Here is an 18938-nt window from a genome sequence, read left to right as displayed (position 1 = left end):
GGCCCGATGGTCGATCCACGCACGCTCCCCGAGGACCGCTCCGAGGCCGGCTTCGGCGACTTCAAGCCCGCGCTCGGTCCGGCGCAGGCGCTCGCCGAGGCCAATCGTTGCCTCTACTGCGCCGACGCGCCGTGCGTGCAGAAGTGCCCGACCGGCATCGATATCCCGGAGTTCATCCGCAAGATCTCCACCGGCAACCTCAAAGGTTCGGCCCGCACCATCCTCGACGCCAACATCTTCGGCATGAGCTGCGCCCGCGTGTGCCCGGTCGAGGTGCTGTGCGTCGGCGGCTGCGTGTACAACGAGATGGACGCGCCGCCGATCGCCATCGGTCGCCTGCAGCGCTACGCCACCGACGCGGCGCTGGCCGGGGACTGGCGCTACTTCGAGGCGGGCCCCGACAGCGGCCGCTCGGTCGGCCTGGTCGGCGGCGGGCCGGCCTCGCTGGCGGCGGCCCACGAGCTGCGCCGCCGCGGCCACGCGTGCACGATCTACGACGCCGGCAGGTGGCTCGGCGGGCTCAATACCACCGGCGTCGCGCCCTACAAGCTGCGCGCCGACGACGCCCTGGCCGAGGTCGCCTACGTGCTCGGCATCGGCGGGATCGCCGTCGAGTCCGGGGTCCAGGTCGGCCGCGACGTCACCTGGGACGCGCTGCTGGCCCGCCACGACGCGCTGTTCATCGGCGTCGGCCTCGGCGCCGACCGCACGCTCGACGTCCCCGGCAAGGAGCTGGCGGGCATCGACGGGGCGGTCGCGTTCATCGAGAAGTTCAAGCTCGGGCGCGTCGACCTCGCGGGCGTCCAGCGGGCGGTGGTGGTCGGCGGCGGCAACACTGCGGTCGACGCGGTGCGCGAGCTGGTCGGCCTCGGGGTGCCCGAGGTGACGATGCTGTACCGCGGCGACGAGGCGGCGATGAGCGGCTACGAACACGAGTGGAAGGCGGCCAAGGTCGAGGGCGTGCGGGCGCTGTGGCACACGCAGCCGACGGCGTACCTCGATCGCGGCGGGCGGGTCGCCGGGCTGCGCTGCGTGAAGCTCGGGGCCGACAAGCGGCCGCTGCCGGGCGAGGTGTTCGAGGTGCCGGCGGAGCTGGTGCTGCTGGCGATCGGGCAGGCGCGGCTGGGCGAGCTGGTGGCGGGGCTCGCGGGGGTGCAGCTCGAGGGCGGGCGGCTGGTGGTCGACGCCGACGGGGCGACGGGCCACCCGCGGGTGTTCGCGGGGGGCGACTGCGCCAACGGCGGCAAGGAGGTCGTCAACGCGGTCGCCGAGGGCAAGCGGGCGGCGCTGGCGATCGATCGGGCGCTCACGACGGGCGCGAGCAAGTAGCCGCACGGCCCTCCGGGCCTGAAAGGACCCACGTAACATGGCCTTCGGGACATCTGTCGACCTGACCTCGAACACCGGCGGGATCGTCACGCCCAACCCGTTCTGGCTCGCCTCGGCGCCGCCCGCCAACTCGGGCGCGCAGATCATGCGAGCGTTCGACGCCGGCTGGGGCGGGGCGGTGTGGAAGACGCTGGGCACGCCGATCCAGAACGTGTCGTCGCGGTTCGGCGCGCTCCACTTCAAGGGCACCCGCGCGATCGGCTTCAACAACATCGAGCTCATCACCGACCGCCCGCTCGAGGTCAACTTCCGCGAGATCGCCGAGGTCAAGAAGCGCTACCCCAAGCACGGCGTGATCGTGTCGCTGATGGTCGAGACGCGCGACGAGTGGCGCGACATCATCAAGCGGGCCATCGACGCCGGCGCCGACGGGCTCGAGCTCAACTTCGGCTGCCCGCACGGGATGTGCGAGCGCGGCATGGGCTCGGCGGTCGGCCAGGAGCCGGCGCTCAACGAGACGATCACCAGCTGGGCGGTCGAGTTCTCGACCGTGCCGGTGCTGGTCAAGCTGACGCCCAACGTCGACGAGATCAACCCGCACGGGCTGGCCGCCAAGCGCGGCGGGGCCCACGGGGTCTCGCTCATCAACACGATCAAGAGCCTCATCGGCGTCGACATCGACCGCTTCGTGCCCGAGCCGCGCGTGGCCTCGCTGTCGACCAACGGCGGCTATTGCGGCGCGGCGGTCAAGCCGATCGCCATGCACATGATCGGCTGCCTCGCCCGCGACCCCGACTTCGGCCTGCCCATCAGCGGCATCGGCGGGGTCGCCAACTGGCGCGACGCAGTCGAGTTCATCCTGCTCGGCTGCTCGTCGGTCCAGGTGTGCACCGAGGTCATGCTCCGCGGCTACCGCGTCGTCGGCGACATGATCGAGGGCCTCACCGAGTACATGCGCTCGCACGGCTTCTCCACCATCGAGGAGATGCGCGGCAAGGCGGTGCCGCAGTTCTCCGAGTGGGGCGAGCTCGACCTCAATTACGAGACGGTGGCCAAGATCGACCCCGCCAAGTGCATCGGCTGCCACGCCTGCGTGGTCGCCTGCCACGACGGCGCCCACCAGTGCATCCACCCGGCGCCCAAGGAGGCCGGCACCCGCGTGCCGGTGGTCGACGAGTCGGAGTGCGTCGGCTGCAACCTGTGCCAGATCGTCTGCCCGGTGCCCGACTGCATCACCATGGCCGCCGTCGACAACGGCTTCAAGCCGGCGACCTGGAACGAGTTCGTGTCCGAGGGCAAGCCGCTGCGGCCGAAGAAGGGCGCGCACTGAGGTCTTTTATAAAGGACATGTCCCCGGCGACATGTCCGTAGCGACCGGGTACAAGGGGCATGCTTTTACAAACATGCCCTTCGGCGCTCACCAGGGGGCGAGGTCGAGCCGGCTGGTGAGGTCGACGTCTTTCTTGTAGGGGCCCTTGGTGCGGATCGGGGCGCCGTCGCGACCGATCAGCTCCATCGTCAGGGTGTGGCTGGCCCGCTCGGCGGTGATCCGCGCGAAGTTGTCGTCGTTGCAAAAGTTCCAGGCGCGGTAGTCCATCGTCACGCCGGGGCGGATCTCGAAGGTGTCGGGGGTCCGCGGGTCGCGGGAGTCGTGGACGAACTCGGCAGGGTCGCCGTCGGCGAACGGGAACGGCCAGTAGAACGCCGAAGAGACCAGGGAGTAGGCGCGCAGCGCCTCGCTGCCGTCGCCGCTGAAGTCGAGCCGGGCGACGGAGGCGCTGTGGACGTCGCCCGACAGGAACACGACGTTCTGGATCTTGCTGTCGACGATGGTCTGCAGCAGGACCCGCCGGGTGTGCGGGAAGGCCGGCCAGGCGTCGGTCTTCTCGAGGTGGGCGACGCTGGCGCCGTTGATGGCGAACACCGGGTTGGGCGCGAACACGCTGGAGCTGATGATGAACTTGGGCACGTTGCCGCGGTCGGCCTGCTGGTCGCGCAGCCACTGGCACAGGACGTCGAGCTGGCTCGGCTCGTCCGGGTCGAGCGAGGGCCGGCCGAGCATGTGGTTGTCGTCGACCGTGTCCGGGACGTCGTCCATGTAGCGCTGGGTGCGGCAGTCGAGGGCGAAGAACGGGTAGCCGCTGCTGACGAAGCTGTAGTAGAGCCGCTTGCCGTAATTGCGCGGCGAGTGGCTCCACTGGTAGCTCATGTACGAGCCGATCGCGAGGTTGAACAGGATCTTCTTGCCCGTCTTCTTCAGGCGGTCCTGCGACCAGTTGTCCTCGATCTCGTGGTCGTCGAGGCACATGTACGTCGGGACATGTCGCAAGAGCCTGCGCATGTTGAACGAGCCGAACGCCTGCTGGTAGCGGTCGGTGAACTCGGCGTGGGTGTCGGCGAGGCCGACCGGGACGGCGCGGTGGAAGGCGTCGGCGTAGATCTGGTCGCCGCACATGACGACGAGGCTGGGCCTGGCGCCGAGCTTCTCGGCCGCCAGCTCGTCGAACATGGGGCCGAAGATCCGGTCGGACTCCTTGATCTTCCACATCAGGCCGGGGTACCGGCACGAGCCGAGCATGAAGGAGAAGGCCGGGGCGGCGGCGCTGCGCGGGCTGCAGGTGCGGAACACGGCCTCGCAGGCGACGTCGGGCAGGCGCTCGGCCTGAGCCGCCCACACCTGCGGGTTCGGCAGGGTGGCCGCGAGCTCCTGGTCGCCGGCGCGGAGCTCGTTGTCCTCGGCGTCGTCGAGCGCGAGCGAGGCGAGCCGCACGCGGTAGGTGGTGTCGGGCTCGAGCGCGTAGACGGGGGTGGTGCCGCCGAGCCCGGCCTCGAGGCCGAGGATGAAGGTGCCGGTGCGATCGAACTCGCGCTGGAGACGGAAGTAGAACACCGGCCGCACGGGCGCCGGGATCACGTGCTCGCCCTTCTGCATGACGACGAGGACGCCGACGGTCCGCCGGTCCTCGTCGGCGACGATCTTGCGCGGATCGTCGAGCGTGGCCGCCTGCATCCACAGGCGACAGGAACGGTCGGTCGTGTGGCCGACGATCGGGCCGAGGCCGGGCGGACGAAGCGTGCTCATGCGCGCTCGATCGTAGAGCGGAAGGCGAAGTCGTTGCAAACCGGTGACGCTGTCGTGAAGGAGACGTCATCGCGCGCATTCGCCCGCGCCGGCGCGCGTTCGCGGGAGACGACGGACGGTAAAGTTGCGGCTACAAGCCGGCGCAGCCGCGCCGCGAGTTTTTTGGGCGGATGAGCGGCGAGCTTTCAGAGGCTGTCCTTTGGGCCATGTGGATGATCGCGGGCGCGGCGGCGACGGCGAGCCCTGCGCCAGGGCGGTCGGTCGAGGGGCTGGATGAAGTGCGCGGGGAGGCGTCGCGCGCGAGCGAGCCTGGGGCGGACGGACGTGAAGCCGTGGTACCCAACGAAGTCGGCGTGGAGCCGCGCGAGGGGCGATCTGGAGGTGCCGGCGGGCAGGGGAGCGCGGAGGTGACGACTCGCAGAGAGGATGGTCCCGAGGACATGTCCTCGAGGATTGGTTCGGCGAGCAATGAGGATGTGTCCTCAGGGACAGAGTCTGGAAGCGAGCAAGACGTGTCCTCGGGGCCATACCAGACGGCGCGTCGGCCCGAGGGCGACACACAGAGGGGGGCGCATGAGGCCTCCCAGGCAGAGAACGAGGAAGACATGTCCTCGGGGACATCCCACGCGGAGCGCCCTCCTCGCCGCGACACGCAGATGGAGGCGCATGGGGCCTCCCAGGCAGAGAACGAGGACGACATGTCCTCCGGGACATCCCAGGCGCCGCTTCGGCGCGACACGCAGATGTGGACCAATTACTTCGGCGTCGGCGGGGCCGTGCGCTGGGGTCGGCGCGAGGTCGAGACTGCGAGCGAGGACGACGTGGAGACGACGGTGACCGGGCTCGGCGGCGTGCAGGGGCGGCTGGCCGGCTTCGCGTCGGCCAAGCCGAGGTTCGGCCGCGGGCTGCGGTTCCTGACGCCGGAGCTGTTCCTGGCGCTGGAGGTCGGCGGCACGCGACGCGCGGGCGAGGGGCAGCCGTCGCGCGCGGGTGGCTTCGCTGTCGGGGCCGAGGGGGTGGTGCGGATCGGTGTCGGTCGCGCGCTGGCGTCGCGGGTGTCGCCGTACGGGAAGGTGCAGCTCGACCAGCGGTTCGCGGTGCACCTGCGCGACAGCGCGGAGGGCAATCACTACCTCGCGGCCCTCCGCGGGAGCGCGGGCTTGCTCGTGCGCACGCGGCCCGAGTCGTTCGCGGTGCTGGCGGGGGCGGCGCTCGACGGCGTCGTCGGGGCGCAGAAGCTGGGGAGCCGCAGCGCGGTGGCCCAGCTGACGGCGGGGGCGGAGCTCGCGATCTACGCGCATCCGCGCCGGCACCTCGCGCTGGCGTGGGTCGGCGACGTGCGGACGACCATCGCCGGCCGGCAGTTCGGCGGCGGCCGCCTCGACGGTCGCGTGACCTTCGACGTGATGATCGGACGCAGCGCGGGGCCGAAGCAGATCGGCTACGTGTCGCTGTTCGCGGCGTTCACTGCGAGCGAGATCTGGGCGACGCCGATGCAGTCGCCGGGCGAGGCGCGGAGCGGCTACGCGGCGTCGCTGGGCGTGGGCGTCGGGCTGTGAGTGCGCGATCGGTTGGCGTGGTCGGGACTAGACCCTAAGCTCTGGGCCTCCATGGCCGGCGCTGTCATCCCTCACGCGAAGATCCGCGACGCTCACGATCGGTCCTGGACCGCGCGGCTGCTCGCGCGCTTCGTCGCCGACGATCTCGATCCGGACGAGCGCGACGAGATCGCCACGACCTTGGAGATCCTCGCCGATCCGCGCGCGGAGGCGCCGCTGGCGGCCATCCTCGCCGATCGTGCGCGACCCGAGATGCTGCGGCGCGCGGCCGCGTGGATCCTGCGGTCGAGCGACGCGGTCGATCGCGCCACGCTCCCGGCCCTGCTCCGCGACGGCGATCGGGTCGAGCAGGGGCATGCGGTGCTGGCCATGGATCACGGGCACGCGGAGCTCGTCGCGGCCATCGCGGCGGCTCCCGATCACCCGCTCCATCTCGAGGCCATTCAGACGATGGCTTGGGACTTCGAGCCGCCGCGCTTCCAGGCGTTGAAGATCGCCGCGCTCGCGCACGCGGACCCGGAGGTGCGCGAGGCCGCCGCGGAGGTGCTGATCTGGGACGAGCCGGTCGCCGCGGAGGAGCCCTTGCTGCGGGCCATCCACGATCCCGACGACGCCGTGGCCGTCGCAGCCGCGAAGACGCTGGAGTATTATCCGAGCCGGCGGGTCCTGCTGGGCCTCGCCGAGATGCGCGCGGCGGGGGGCGAGCGCGGGAAGGCGGCCGACGACGCGATCTGCGGGCTGGGCGCGCCGTTCTCGCACACGCTCCACAAGGCCGAGGGTGCGCGACGAGAGGCATTGATGGCCTGGATGAAGCCCGTCTGGGACATCCTCGCGCTCACCGAGGAGGACTTGCTCCCCGACTCCTACCGGCCGCCTGCGAGCGCGACGCCGGTGCGCCAGCCGCTCGACGCGAGGCGGCTGATGCGGGACCTCGCCGATGTCGACGGCGCATGGGACGAGAAGGTGCGCCGACTCCGGGCGAGCCCCTCGCTCGTCGGTCCGGCCGATCGAGCGCGCCTCGTGCCTTTCCTCGTCGAGCACCCCGACCCCCTGGTGCGGAGCTCGTGCGGGCACTTGCTCGCGGCGTGGGGAGAGCAGGAGGCGCTGATCCGCCTCACCGGCGACGCGCGGTTCACAGTGGTGAAGAGCGCGATGTACTCCCTCGGCAAGACGATGCCGAGCGCTGCCGCGGCGCGGTGCGCCCGGGAGCACCTCGATCGCCCGTGGGTCACGAGCACGCACGCCTACGAGACGCTGGCCACCTACGTGGCCCACGCTCCGGCGTCCGAAGCCGTACCGTTCCTGACGGAGCGCGCGGCGGAGGACTCGCGGGAGTCGGTCTGCCATCATGCCGTGGACGCGCTGATCGAGCTGCACGCCACGCGCGAGCTCGCGGGGCTGTTGCCGCTGCTGGAAGCGCCGCCGCGGGTGACGTGGGCCGTGCACCTGGCGCTGCTGAAGGCTTGTCGCAAGCTCGGCCTCGACGCGTCTCGCTTTCTCGAGCGGCTGCGCGAGGTCGACGACTTGTACGTGCAGGACGCGCTGTCGCTCGCGCTCTGAGCTGCCCCTCGACCGGCGAAGAGGTGCCGGCATCGCTGGCTCAGCCTGGCGGCTCGATCTGCTCGCACTTCTCCTGGATCACCCCTGCCAGCGCGTCGCCGACCACCATCGCGTAGTCGCTGGGGTCGCCGTCGATGTCGCCGGTGAACGGCGGGGCGGAGAACGACTCGAGGAACGTCTTCAGGGTCGAGTCGCCGGGGTTGTCGTAGCAGAAGCCGGGGACCAGGCCGGAGGCGAGGATGCAGTCGATGCCGCCGCACTGCTGCTTGGCCGCCACCAGCTTGTCGACCCATTGACTGACCGGCTCCGGCGACTTGTCGGGCTCGTCGGTGAGGACGAAGACGACCAGCACCGCGCCGGCGTCGCGGATGAAGCCGGCGTTGGTCGGCGCGGTGGCCGGGTCGGCGGCCCAGCCGGCGGCGGCGGCGGGCATCTCGAACGAGCAGCCGGTCTCGCCGGCGGCCGTGGCTGCCGCGGTGAACCAGGCCTTGAGGGCGGCAGGGTCGTCGTCGGTGTCGAGCGCGAAGTAGTGCTGACCTTGCCATTCGAACAGGCGGCCCTGGCCGCCGTTCTCGGTGGTCGTCGCCGGCGGCGCCACGTAGTGCTGGAGGATCTCCTGCTCGCTCGATTGGCTGACGCAGTTGTTTGTGCTCTCGGAGCAGCTGCCGTCGTAGAAGGAGGTCGTCGTCAGGGCGACGTGGAGGTCGGTGCCGGGCGGCAGGGCGGCGATGATGGCGTCGACGAAGTCGGGGAAGACCGCGCTCAGGTCCTCCTGGTGCTTGCCCATCGACACCGAGTTGTCGATCACGAACAGCAGGTCGACCGCGGTGCAGCCCTTGGCGGCGTCGGTGTCGGCCGTCGGGTCGCCGGGGAAGTCGGGCTGGCCGAGGTCGAGCTTGATCCCGCCGGTGTCGCCGGTGGTCGGGAGGGGGCCGGTCGAGGTGGTGGGGCCGCTGGTCTCGGTGGCGGTGCCGGTGCCCTGCTCGGTGGTCGTGCCCTGCTCGGTGGTCGTGCTGGTGAGGGGCGGCAGGGTGGTCGGGGCGGTGGTCGGCGTGCCGGCGGTGGCGGTGGTTCCGGCGTCGTCACCGCAAGCCGCGAGGGTGACTGCGAGCGCGGCAAGGACGCGGACAGGGCCGCGGGAGCTCGAACAAACGGATCGCATACGGGGAAATAGCCTCCCGCGATCGCCTATAACAGCCGAGCTCGTTCGCCGGCAAGGGTCTTCCGCGGCGCTCCGCTGCCTGCGAGGTCTTCCGCGGCGTTCACCTCCCGACGTGGGGGAAGGCGGCTACAATGCACGCACGATGCGGTGGTTCATCGGCGACCTGCAAGGTTGCGCCCGGGAGTTCGACGACCTGCTCCGGAAGATTCGCTTCGACCCGCAGGCGGACGAGCTGTGGTGCCTCGGCGACCTGGTGAATCGCGGGCCGGATTCGCTCGCGGCGCTCCGCCTGTGGCGGGACGTCGGCGGCCGCGGCGTGGTGGGCAACCACGACGTCTACGCGCTGCTGGTCGCCGCCGGGCGATGGCCGCGCAAGCACGACACGCTCGGGCCGCTGCTCGCCGCGCCCGAGGGGCCCGAGCTGCTCGCCCGGCTGCGGGCCATGTCTGCCCTGCAATTCCTGCCCGCAGGGCCAGGTTCGAAGGGACCGGACGTGTGGGCGGTCCACGCCGGCCTGCACCCGCGCTGGACCGACCTGCACGCGCTGGCGGCGAGGGTCAACGGGGCCGCGCACGACGACGCGTGGCTGGAGTCGCCGGAGCTGTCGTTCATGACGCGGGTGCGCTGCTGCACCGCGTCGGGCGAGCGCAGCAAGTTCGACCGCAAGGCCGAGGAGTGCCCGCCCCCGTACCGCCCGTGGGACGAGTTCTACCGCGGCGAGCCGATGGTGATCCACGGCCACTGGGCCTGGCGCGGGCACTACCGCGGGCCGAAGACGATGGGCCTCGACTCGGGCTGCGTGTACGGCGGGCCGCTGACTGCGTGGTGCCAGGACGACGACCGCGTCGAGCAGGTGCCGGCGCGCGGGGCTTGAGGTCGGCTGTCTCTCGGGACAGGTGAGCCGGGGTCGATCGGGGCGGCTCGACGGGGCGCTCGCTCGGAGCTGCGCGTCGCGGAGCGACTCGACGAACTGCTCGGCGACGAGGCGGGCGAACCCGAGCTGCAGGGGTCCGGCGCGCTCGGCCGAGGCGCGTGGTGCGAGGGGATGTCCTGTCGGACATGTACTAAACGCCATGCCGTCCGGCGGCCCGCCAGGCCCGGGCGAAGCCGCCGGACAGGACGAAGCGCGGGAAGGTGACGAACTGCTCGGCGACCAGGCGCGCGAGCAGGTCGCCGCGCGAGCGGAACGGGGCCGGGGCGTGCTGCTCGCGGCGGTGGCCGCGGCCCTGGACGGCGATGGCGAGGACGGCGAGCGCGAGGCCGGCGCCGGCGAGGGCGAAGCGGCCGGTGGCGAGGGCGAGGATGGACAGGGGCAGGCCGAGTACGAACAGCGGGGCGGACACCGCGTGCAGCGCGAGGTTGGTGCGGTCGGCGTGGTTCAGGGAGTAGTGCTCGAACTGCCAGGCGAGGAGGTCGGGGCGCATGCGCAGGGTGTACCGCGGGGGCCGACGGGCGGCTTGAACGGACTGGCTACGATCGACCCCGAGCCGGCGAGGGCGGGGCGGCGGACGGCTCGAACGCCTGCCGCGCTCGTGCCCGGAGGGTCGATCCGACCCGACAGGACTGGACCATGGCCGCGAGGGAGCACAGCGACAGCGGCGTTCACGAGCGCCCGCCCCGTCCGTAGTGTCGCCCGCCCGGACTTCGACGTGGCCGGTCGCTGTACCCGAGGGCGCGACGGTCACGGGCGAATCGCTGCGCGACTCGCTGCCGTGACGGTGCGGCGCGCCTGCGGTCGCCGCTGCTCGACCTCGGAGGCTGCGTGCGCGACCGGGATGGGCAGCAGCGGGCGGGCGAAGGCGGGGCGAGGGCGTGCGCTACGGCGGGCGCGGCAGGCTGCGCTGCAGCTCGGAGGCGGTCATGCCGAACATGCGGCGGAAGGTCCGGCTCATGTGGGCGGCGTCGGCGAAGCCGGCCGAGTGGGCGGCGCGGGCCAGCGGCTCGCCGGTGGCCATGGCGACGACGGCGCGCTGCAGCTTCTGCCACAGGAGGTAGGGGCGCAGGGGGATGCCGACCGAGTCGCGGAAGGCGTGGACGAGCCGGCCCTCGGACAGGCCGGCGAGGGCGGCGAGGGCCGGCAAGGAGGTGTCGGCCTCGGGCTCGGCGCCGCGGAGGGCGCGGAGCAGCTTGCGCACGCGCGGGTGGATGGCTCTCGGGACAGCTGTCTCTCGGGACAGGCGCTCGGCGGCGGCGTGGCCCCAGGCGTGGAGGGGCTCGGAGCCGGGGTCGGCGGGCAGGTCGGCGAGCAGGGCGTCGCGCTCGGACGGCTCGACCTGGCGCACCGGCGCGTCGAGGCCGGCGCGCAGGCGCTCGCCGGCGTCGCTCTCGGGGTCGAAGAAGACGAGGACGATGTCGACGCCGCGGGCGTCGAGGGCGTGCTCGCTGTCGGGCGCGGTGACGATGCCGGCGGCCCGCACGGTGGCGCCCTCGACCGTGACCGCGAGGGTGCCGGCGCGGGCGAGCACGAGGTGCATGGCGTGGTGCGCGTGGGCGTCGCTGCGCCCGCCAGGGCCGGCGGTCACCAGCACCGGGGGCCAGACGCCGGAGGTCGTGACGGCGGGCAGCTGCATGCGAGGCGGGGGGGAGAGTGAGGCTGTCCCCGGGGACAGGTCACGCGGGCGGGTCGTGGGCGATGGTGACGGCGCGGGCGGCGGTGTCGACGGTGACGACGGTGAAGCGGCCGCCCGCGCAGGTGCCGGTGTTGACGACTGTCCCTTCGGACATGTGATGGGCGTGGGCGACGTGGGTGTGGCCCATGACGACGATGTCGGCGCCGCGCTCGCGCATGAGCGCCCGGGCGGCCGCCGCGTAGGGGCCGGCGGCGTGGCCGAAGCGGCGGTGCTTGATGGCGATGTCCTTCTGCTCGAAGTAGTGGGCGACCGGGCCGAGGCCGGCGCGGCGCAGGCGGCCGGTGAACCAGGTGGCGGCGCGGGCGGCCGCGTAGGCGCGGGCGAACACGGGGTCGTACTGGTGGCCGTGGAGGAACAGGACCCGGCAGCCGTCGGCGTCGAGCTGCAGCTCGGACGGGGCGCCGAGCTCGTCGCGGGCGATGAAGTCGTGGTTGCCGTGGACGTAGTCGAGGCGGTCGAGGGCGCGCGTCAACCGGGGCAGGCGACGGCGCGCGAGCTGGAGCTGACGGGCCGCGGCGCGCCGACCGGTGAAGAGGGCGTGGTCGGTCTGCCAGATGTCGCCGACGAGGACGACGCGGTCGTGAGTGTCGACGACGCGGGCGAGCCGCTCGAGGAAGACGCCCTCGTCGTGGCGGAACTCGTCCATGCCGGCGCGCGCGCCGATGTGGAAGTCACTGAGCGCGGCGAGCCGCATGGGCGAGGGTCACGAGGCGCGACGAGCGACGGGGCGAGTGGTCACGAAGTCGGCGAGTGAAAGTCACTGCGAGCGTGAGTGAGGAAGAGTGGAGCGCGGGCGCGAGTGGAAGTCACGGCGTGCGAGACCCACGGAGCGCGCGAGCGGGGCGAGGTCACAGGGCGCGGCGGGCGGCGGCCTCGAGTTCGGCGGTGAAGGCGGTGTGCAGGCGCTCGACGAGGTCGCTGCGGAAGCGGTCGTCGTGCTCGCGGTCGTAGAGGTAGCCGCGGACGCGCAGCTGCAGGTCGAGGGCGCTGCCCTGGCGCGGGGCGAGGAAGACCTCGGGGGAGCGGCGCGGGGAGGCGTAGCGGCTGAGGGCGGCGGCCTGACGGGCGAGCTCGGCGGCGCGAGTGGGGGCGAGGCCGGCGGGGACGTCGAGGGTGAGGTCGCAGGGAGTGTCGTGCTCGCCGAGGTTGAGGCGGACGACCGGCTCGCGGAGCAGGCGCTCGTAGGGGATGGTGGCGTCGACGCCGGCGAGGCCGCGCAGGGTGATCGCGCGCAGGCCGACGCCGATGAGCCGACCCTCGAGGTCGCCGACGCGCAGGTCGTCGCCGATCTTGTAGCGGGCCTCGACGGCGAACACGACCCCGAGGAACACGCTGCGCAGCCACGGGAGCCCGGCGACGGCGAACAGGAGCAGCCACAGGCCGCGCGACCACCAGTCGGCGCTGCTGGCCGCGGGCACGAAGCGGTGCTGCAGCAGCCACACCAGCGGCACCCACACCGCGAGGTGGAGCAGCGGGATCCACGGGTGGACCTGACGGAAGGTCTCGACCGTGGCGAGCTTGCGCAGCACGAACGAGACCAGGAGGCCGAGGGCGATCAGGCCGCCGAGATAGACCACCGGGAACAGGCGGCCGATCAGGGAGGTGGAGGCGCTCAGCGGGTCGATGGCCACAGCCTCGAGCATGCGTCCCGGCCAGGATGCCACGGATCGCCGCGGAGGATGAAGCCTGCGCGCGACGGCCGCTCGCTGGCGCTCACTCGGGGTCGCACGCCCCGTCGCAGAAGGTCTCGACCACGCCGGTGCGCAGGAACTGGTCGAGCATCTGCGCGGCGCTGGGCAGCCTGCGCGGCTTGCCGTGCGGATCTTCGCCGTCCGAGGCCGGGATGTTGGTGGTGGGCTCGGGGGCGAGGCCGAAGTCGTACTCGACCATGGCGGAGCCGGTGTAGGGCCCGGCGGCGCTGTCGATGCCCCAGATCGCGCGGTTCTCGGGGGCGATGCTGGCGACGCCGCCGATCGCGCGGGCCATGACGTGGGCGCCCAGAGTGCTGACCTGATGATCGCCGATGGCGACCTCGAGCAGGACCTCCTTGGGCGGCGAGCCGGGCAGGTTGTCGGTGCGGATGGTGTGGCTGTACCCGGTCGGCTCGGTGCGATCCCAGAGGATCTGGAACAGCGCGAGCACCATCTGGCGATCGATGGCGTCGGGGAAGGCGCCCTTCAGCAGGACGAAGAACTCGTCGAAGTCCTCGCTGCGGTCGAGCAGCAGGTTGTACGGCTGGCCGGGGACGCCGAGCATGCCGCGCTCGACGTCGGTGCTGAGGGCCATGTAGGTGGCGCCGAAGATCCCGCCCTGCGAGTTGCCGTGGTAGTAGCGCTCGCTCGGGTCGATCAGCGGCTGGCCCATCGGCTGGAGCATCGGGTCGTCGACCAAGGCGCCGCTGACGAGGCGCATGGCGAGCAGCGCGTTGAGGATGCCCTGGTGGAGGCGGTCGACGAGGGTGGCGAACTGCTCGAGGTCGCCCTCGTCGACGAAGGCGGCGATCGGGACGTAGTCGTCGGCGGCCATGCCGATCCAGTCGACCGCGAACAGGGCGTAGCCGTAGGTGTCGGCGAACTCGAGCCGGTAGTCGTCCTGGACCTCCTCGCGGCCGGAGCCGAGCAGGCCGTGGCCGTACTGGAGCGGCGTCGCCGGGGTGGTGAAGGCGCTCTGCGGGATGACGAGGGTGAAGTCGAACTCGGCGGCGCCGTTCTGGCTCGGCAGGCCGTCGTCGCCGAGCACGAGGTGGGCGCCCGGGCCCGGCTGGTCGAGGTAGAGCGGGACGGTCATCGTGCCCTCGACGTAGAGACCGACGTGCGGGTCGGGGTGCTCGGCGTCGACGAGGGTGAGGGTGTAGGCCGGGCCGTCGTCGCCCACGAGCGCGAGCGCCTCGTCGCGCATCTTGAGCAGGCCGGCGGTGTTGTTCTCGCGGCTGGCGGTGGTGAAGTCCCAGGCCAGCTGGAGGTCGTCGCGGGCGACGCCGGCGTCCTCGAGGCGCGTGAAGATGTCGGCGTAGAGGCCGCGGCGCGCAGAGATCGACGGGTCGTCGAAGGCCTCGACGTCGCGCAGGGCCTTGAACGCGGGCGAGGGCGGCAAGACGTCGCCGTCGACGTCGACGACGCCGCGGATGGCGGCGATGTAGCGGCGGTCGTCGGCGAGGCGTACGACGGGGCGGAGCATGAAGGCGCGCCGCTCGTCGTCGTCGTGCGACATGTCGAGCTCGGCGAAGTGGGCGATCCGCTCGCCGGTCTCGGCGTCGATGAGGACGGTCGGTGATCCGGCAGCGAGCGAGGCCTCGAGGGTCCACGGGCCGGGCAGGCCGCCGATGGTGGCGCCCGGCAGATGAGTCATGAGCGCAAGGCCGGGCGAGAAGCCGTCGGAGCGGTTCCACAGGTCGGGCTGCGCGGGCTCGCCGTGGGCGCTGTCGGGGATCAGGGCCCCGGAGAGGGCGAGGCGACGGCCGGTCGGCGCGGCGGGGTCGGCGACGGTGAAGACGTTGGAGGGGAACGGAAAGCCGCAGTAGGTCGGGACCAGCGGGTCGCACTCGAGGGTCGGCCAGTCGACCTCGGGGACGATGTCGCCGGTGGTCGGCTCGCCGGTGGTCGGCGCAGGGTCGCCGGTGCTGCCGGTCGGCGCCGCGGTGCCGGCATAGCCGTCGGTGTCGTCGCCCCGGGACCCCGTGCATGCGGCGAGCGAGACGACGGCGACGGTGCGGACGAGGGCGAGCGACCGGCGTGACACAGTCGCAGGATAACGGGCGGCCGATCGGCGGCGACAGGCTCTGCACCCTTGCGAGGAGGCCTGATGGCGAGCTCGCGCTGCGTTCGGAACGGTGTTTTCATCGCTATCCCGGGCGTCCAGAGGAGGATCGCCGGAGGGATGCTGCAACATGGCGGGCGCCGGTGAGGTCGGCGCACAATTGAATTGCCAGCGGACCCTCGCGACGCCCCGGTGACGCGCGACGCCGAGGGCGCGACGGAGTGGCTCGGCGAGCTCGAGCTTGCTGGATGGCGATCGCCTCGTAAGCGAGTTGCAGGCGGAGACGCCGCCGATGACCGCGAGTTCGTGGGGCGGGGATCGAGTCGGCGATCGCGCGGCGCCGAGCGGTGGCGGCGGCGCGTAGAGCGGCCAGCCTTCCGGGCCCCGGCTGAGCGGTGTTTGTGTCGACCTGCAGAGCTTGATGAGGTCGCGGCCGCTTCTGCCGTGAAGTCTGGCCGATGGGACAGCTCGGGGCGGTCGATGGATCGCGACGGGAAGACCGAGTTATGCTGCGGCGGTGGTGCGTCCTGAAGACACGGACGAGCAGGACCCCGGAGGGGGCGGGTCGGCCGCGTCATGCTGCACCGTTCCAGCGGGTGAAAGTCCCGTCCGGGTAAGCGCCGGAGCGCCCGGTAGCAGGCCCCAGGCGCGAGGAGAGATCCTCGCGGCCCGAGCGGGGCGTCAAGAGCCTCTACGGAGGGAGCAAGAACGCGGGCCGCAACATCAAGTGAAGCCTGCAGCCTCGTCAGAGAAACAATGGGGGAGCCGAGCCGATCACTTCGCGGCGAAGGCCACGTCCACCGCGCACGAGTCCGGAACAGAAAGCGCGGGGGGTCCACCCGGGGTAGGGGGCGCAGCACGCGTTCAAGGAGCGATGCGGAACAGGAGAGGCCCGTCTGCACGGCCCGTGTCGGGGCAAGGTGGCTCGTATAAGCCGAAGGCGAAGTCGAGCGCTGTGCAGCGGGAGTCCGAGGGGGTCGTAGTACCGGCGATGGCGGCGCAGAACAACGCCGCCGGAGGGAAGGGCCCCTGGGGTGGTCGTGTCGGAGAAGAAGGTAAGCGCGAGGGCATGGCCTGCAGGACAGGTCCCAACAACCCCACGCGGCGCAGGCCGCGTGACAAAGTGCGAGAACTTCGACGCCGACTGTGGGCCGCAGCCAAGCGGCATCCGGGTAGACGTTTCCATGCGCTGTACGACCGCATCTTCAGGCGTGACGTCCTGAAGGAAGCATGGAGGCGGGTGAAGAAGAACAGGGGGTCAGCGGGCATCGATGCCCAGACGCTGGCCGAGGTGGAAGAGCTCGGCGTCGATCGCTTCCTCGAAGAGATCGGTGCAGAGCTCGAGGCGGGGACGTACCGGCCGAGCGCGGTCATGCGGCGGTACATCCCGAAGGCGGACGGGAAGAAGCGGCCGCTGGGGATCCCGACAGTCCGGGACCGAGTGGTGCAGATGGCGGCGAAGCTGGTGTTGGAGCCGATATTCGAGGCGGACTTCCTTCCGTGCTCGTATGGCTTCCGGCCGAAGCGCAGCGCGACGCAGGCGCTCGAGCGACTGCGCGTGTTGGGAGCGCGAGGTGGAAACCATGTGCTCGACGCCGACATCCGCGACTACTTCGGCAGCATCGATCACGAGCGACTCATGAAGCTCGTCGAGATGCGGATCTCGGATCGAAGGGTCCTCAAGCTGGTGCGGCAATGGCTCGAAGCCGGCGTGATGGAAGACGGCGAGGTGACGGCGATGCTCTCGGGGACACCCCAGGGCGGGGTCATCTCACCGCTGCTGTCGAACATCTACCTCGGCGTCCTCGACAAGTTGTGGCAGCGACGGCACGCCCACCTGGGCGAGCTCGTGCGCTACTGCGATGACTTCGTGATCCTGTGCAGGACCAGGAAGGCGTGCGAGGAGGCCGAGGTCAGGGTCCGCGAGATCCTGCGTCGACTTCGACTCGAGCTGCATCCCGAGAAGACGAGGCGCGTCGAGCTGAGCCGGGGACGGCAAGGCTTCGACTTCCTCGGCTGTCACCTGCGTAAGCGCATGTCCGGTCCGATCTGGGAGAAGGAACGCCGCAGAGCGTACTTCCTCCAGCGCTGGCCTTCGACGCGCAGCTTGACGCGGGTGCGACAGCGTGTGAAGGAGCTGACCGGTCGTAACCGCCACGGGGTCAAAGATGTGCGGGTGATCATCCGCGACATCAATCCGGTGCTGCGCGGCTGGGCCAACTACTTCCTCACCGGGAACGCCGCCGCGAAGTTCAACCAGATCGACACCTACGTATGGAGTCGACTCCGCGCCTTCATGGTGAAGCGCAAAGGTCGACATCTCCACGCGGGGGAGGCCAAGGTCTGGACACGCGACTTCTTCCACAACCACGGCCTCCATCGTCTGCGGGGGACCGTGCAGTACCCGGAGGCAGCGTAATGCAACGGCCCGAAAGTCCACCGGTAAGCCGTGTGCGGGAAATCCGCATGCACGGTTTGAACGGGGGTCCTGCCCTTCCTCCGGGGCAACAGCCGTACTCGGCAAGACCGAAGGAAGGGTAGGATCTACCAGTGTCACGGCGCTTGCTCGAGTCGATGGAGATCCCGGCGGACCTGCGGGTCAATCCGGTCATGGTGGCGGAGTCGGTGTCGGAGGCGTTCCCGGTGGCTTCGATCGTCGGCGGTCGTGACGACCAGGAGCTCCGCTTCGTCTCGCCGGCAGAGCTGGTGGTGGTGATCTCGGCGACGGCGGTGCACTGCTACGAGGAGCCGCTGCCGGTCGAGGAGGTCGAGGAGGACGAATACGGGGAGGTGATCGAGGACGACGAGGAGGACGAGGTGGAGGAGGATGACCCGCGCGACACCGCGGAGGACATCCTGGCCCACGTGTCGGCGCTGCTCGGGCTCGAGGTGGAGGAGGACGAGGACGAGATCGAGGACGAGGCGAAGCCGGACGACGCGGCCGATCGCCGAGCGGCCGCGATCGTGGCTGCGCTGCTGGACGCCGGGCTGCTCGAGCTGGTGACGCCACGCTCGCGCCCGCAGGTCGAGGGCCGCCTGGCTCACCTGCTGGCTCACGGGGTCCACCACCCGGGCGCGCTGGCGGAGTCGATCGCGGACTGCAGCGGGGTGGCGGAGTTCTACGCTGACGACGGGCAGATGGCGGCCGTGCTGGCGAAGGCGCGGTGAATGCTCGAGAGACAGGTTCGAAGGGGCATGTTGTATGAGACATGACTTTCTGGGCATGTCGATCGAGACATGGTTTCGAGCCTTCCTGGGTCTCGGGCTCGTCTCGTGCTGGGCGCCGCCGGCCATCCCTGAGCCGCCGGAGCCGCCGGAGGTCGCGCCCGCGGTCGAGGCCGAGGCGCTGCGTGAGGAGCCGGCGCCCGAGCCGGTCGTGCAGGCGCCGGTGTGGCGGCTCGACGATCCGCAGGTCCAGCTGGTCGACGCCGACGCCGACGGCGGCGGCCGAGGACGTGACGATCACGGGGACGACGGCGATCCACGGGCGGCCTGGCGGTGGTGTGGCGGTGCGGGTCGGCGGCCGCGAGCTCCGCAGCGATCGTCGCGGTCGCTTCTCGGTGACGCTGCCGGCGATGCGGGGGGTGGTGCACGTCGAGGTGTCGCGCGAGGAGGCCGAGCGCCGCGCCGGGCGGCCTTGCGGCGGCGATACGCGGGTAAGCGTGCGCCTCGACGGCTCGGGGCGCTACACGGTGGCGGTCGACGCGTGGGCGTACGGCTACCAGTGCGACCAGGCCTGCGACTGCGACTGAGCTGGGCTCGACGCGCATGGCGTGTCGAATGGGACATGTCCTTCGTGACATGCTGCTCGCGAGGCCGCGAGACTCTCGGCCGGTACGACAGGGTCGTGGAGCCGCATG

The 18938-nt window shown here is 71.4% G+C and carries 15 protein-coding genes; 8 read left to right on the top strand and 7 right to left on the bottom strand.

Going from position 1 to position 18938, the window contains the following annotated elements; genetic code table 11:
• The first annotated feature begins 6 nt into the window (after positions 1-6).
• Together O0S08_RS37985 and preA are read left to right on the top strand one after the other, a co-directional pair.
• Entirely contained in the window at positions 7-1329 is a 1323-nt protein-coding gene (locus O0S08_RS37985) for an FAD-dependent oxidoreductase (RefSeq protein WP_269034360.1), read from the top strand.
• Between the two features lie 37 nt (positions 1330-1366).
• Positions 1367-2659: an NAD-dependent dihydropyrimidine dehydrogenase subunit PreA gene (preA, locus tag O0S08_RS37980; RefSeq protein ID WP_269034359.1), complete on the top strand. Its 1293-nt coding sequence runs from the start codon at positions 1367-1369 to the stop codon at positions 2657-2659.
• 87 nt (positions 2660-2746) lie between these two features.
• On the opposite strand, the gene O0S08_RS37975 is transcribed toward preA, so the two are convergent.
• Positions 2747-4411 (bottom strand): alkaline phosphatase D family protein, encoded by a 1665-nt coding sequence (locus O0S08_RS37975; RefSeq protein WP_269034358.1) that lies wholly within the window; start codon positions 4409-4411, stop codon positions 2747-2749.
• 698 nt (positions 4412-5109) lie between these two features.
• Here O0S08_RS37975 and O0S08_RS37970 point away from each other — a divergent pair.
• Positions 5110-5970, top strand: a complete 861-nt coding sequence (locus tag O0S08_RS37970) for a hypothetical protein (RefSeq protein WP_269034357.1) — start codon at positions 5110-5112, stop codon at positions 5968-5970.
• Positions 5971-7530, top strand: coding sequence for a hypothetical protein (locus O0S08_RS37965; protein WP_269034356.1), 1560 nt, complete (start codon positions 5971-5973; stop codon positions 7528-7530).
• Positions 7531-7570: 40 nt separating this feature from the next.
• Here O0S08_RS37965 and O0S08_RS37960 read toward each other — a convergent pair whose 3' ends face one another.
• Positions 7571-8692 carry a hypothetical protein gene (locus tag O0S08_RS37960; protein WP_269034355.1) on the bottom strand — a complete coding sequence of 374 codons (1122 nt, stop codon included), beginning with the start codon at positions 8690-8692 and terminating at the stop codon, positions 7571-7573.
• A 142-nt stretch (positions 8693-8834) separates the two neighbouring features.
• On the opposite strand from O0S08_RS37960, the gene O0S08_RS37955 reads away from it, so the two are divergent.
• Positions 8835-9566, top strand: a complete 732-nt coding sequence (locus O0S08_RS37955) for a metallophosphoesterase (protein ID WP_269034354.1) — start codon at positions 8835-8837, stop codon at positions 9564-9566.
• Positions 9567-9756: 190 nt separating this feature from the next.
• Here the strand turns inward: O0S08_RS37955 and O0S08_RS37950 are convergent, their stop codons facing one another.
• The 5 genes from O0S08_RS37950 to O0S08_RS37930 form a co-directional block, all read right to left on the bottom strand.
• Positions 9757-10116 (bottom strand): Mpo1-like protein, encoded by a 360-nt coding sequence (locus O0S08_RS37950; protein WP_269034353.1) that lies wholly within the window; start codon positions 10114-10116, stop codon positions 9757-9759.
• 393 nt (positions 10117-10509) lie between these two features.
• On the bottom strand, positions 10510-11262 hold the full coding sequence (locus tag O0S08_RS37945) for an AraC family transcriptional regulator (RefSeq protein ID WP_269034352.1): 753 nt from the start codon (positions 11260-11262) through the stop codon (positions 10510-10512).
• A gap of 40 nt (positions 11263-11302) precedes the next feature.
• A complete protein-coding gene (locus O0S08_RS37940; protein ID WP_269034351.1) occupies positions 11303-12016 on the bottom strand; it encodes a metallophosphoesterase family protein in 714 nt (237 codons plus the stop codon).
• Positions 12017-12170: 154 nt separating this feature from the next.
• Positions 12171-12965, bottom strand: a complete 795-nt coding sequence (locus tag O0S08_RS37935; RefSeq protein WP_269034350.1) for a mechanosensitive ion channel domain-containing protein — start codon at positions 12963-12965, stop codon at positions 12171-12173.
• A gap of 70 nt (positions 12966-13035) precedes the next feature.
• Positions 13036-15060, bottom strand: coding sequence for a hypothetical protein (locus O0S08_RS37930; RefSeq protein ID WP_269034349.1), 2025 nt, complete (start codon positions 15058-15060; stop codon positions 13036-13038).
• Positions 15061-16069: 1009 nt separating this feature from the next.
• Here O0S08_RS37930 and ltrA point away from each other — a divergent pair.
• The 3 genes from ltrA (at position 16070) to O0S08_RS37915 (ending at position 18830) form a co-directional block, all read left to right on the top strand.
• Complete coding sequence (gene ltrA, locus O0S08_RS37925) at positions 16070-17497, top strand: group II intron reverse transcriptase/maturase (RefSeq protein ID WP_269032840.1); 1428 nt, start codon at positions 16070-16072, stop codon at positions 17495-17497.
• Positions 17498-17628: 131 nt separating this feature from the next.
• Positions 17629-18246 (top strand): hypothetical protein, encoded by a 618-nt coding sequence (locus O0S08_RS37920; protein WP_269034348.1) that lies wholly within the window; start codon positions 17629-17631, stop codon positions 18244-18246.
• A 287-nt stretch (positions 18247-18533) separates the two neighbouring features.
• On the top strand, positions 18534-18830 hold the full coding sequence (locus O0S08_RS37915) for a hypothetical protein (protein WP_269034347.1): 297 nt from the start codon (positions 18534-18536) through the stop codon (positions 18828-18830).
• The last annotated feature ends 108 nt before the right edge of the window (positions 18831-18938 follow it).

The organism is Nannocystis punicea (assembly GCF_026965555.1).
Lineage (GTDB): Bacteria > Myxococcota_A > Polyangia > Nannocystales > Nannocystaceae > Nannocystis > Nannocystis punicea.
The sequence above is the reverse complement of the archived record's forward strand: the minus strand, read 5'-3'. Positions and strand labels throughout refer to the sequence as shown.

Bases quoted from the DNA above. Each gene is read 5' to 3' on its own strand.
- preA (WP_269034359.1), top strand. From the start codon at position 1,367: ATGGCCTTCGGGACATCTGTCGACCTGACCTCGAACACCGGCGGGATC.
- O0S08_RS37960 (WP_269034355.1), bottom strand. From the start codon at position 8,692: ATGCGATCCGTTTGTTCGAGCTCCCGCGGCCCTGTCCGCGTCCTTGCC.
- ltrA (WP_269032840.1), top strand. From the start codon at position 16,070: ATGGCGGCGCAGAACAACGCCGCCGGAGGGAAGGGCCCCTGGGGTGGT.
- O0S08_RS37985 (WP_269034360.1), top strand. From the start codon at position 7: ATGGTCGATCCACGCACGCTCCCCGAGGACCGCTCCGAGGCCGGCTTC.
- O0S08_RS37970 (WP_269034357.1), top strand. From the start codon at position 5,110: ATGTCCTCCGGGACATCCCAGGCGCCGCTTCGGCGCGACACGCAGATG.
- O0S08_RS37975 (WP_269034358.1), bottom strand. From the start codon at position 4,411: ATGAGCACGCTTCGTCCGCCCGGCCTCGGCCCGATCGTCGGCCACACG.
- O0S08_RS37935 (WP_269034350.1), bottom strand. From the start codon at position 12,965: ATGCTCGAGGCTGTGGCCATCGACCCGCTGAGCGCCTCCACCTCCCTG.
- O0S08_RS37950 (WP_269034353.1), bottom strand. From the start codon at position 10,116: ATGCGCCCCGACCTCCTCGCCTGGCAGTTCGAGCACTACTCCCTGAAC.
- O0S08_RS37955 (WP_269034354.1), top strand. From the start codon at position 8,835: ATGCGGTGGTTCATCGGCGACCTGCAAGGTTGCGCCCGGGAGTTCGAC.
- O0S08_RS37940 (WP_269034351.1), bottom strand. From the start codon at position 12,016: ATGCGGCTCGCCGCGCTCAGTGACTTCCACATCGGCGCGCGCGCCGGC.
- O0S08_RS37945 (WP_269034352.1), bottom strand. From the start codon at position 11,262: ATGCAGCTGCCCGCCGTCACGACCTCCGGCGTCTGGCCCCCGGTGCTG.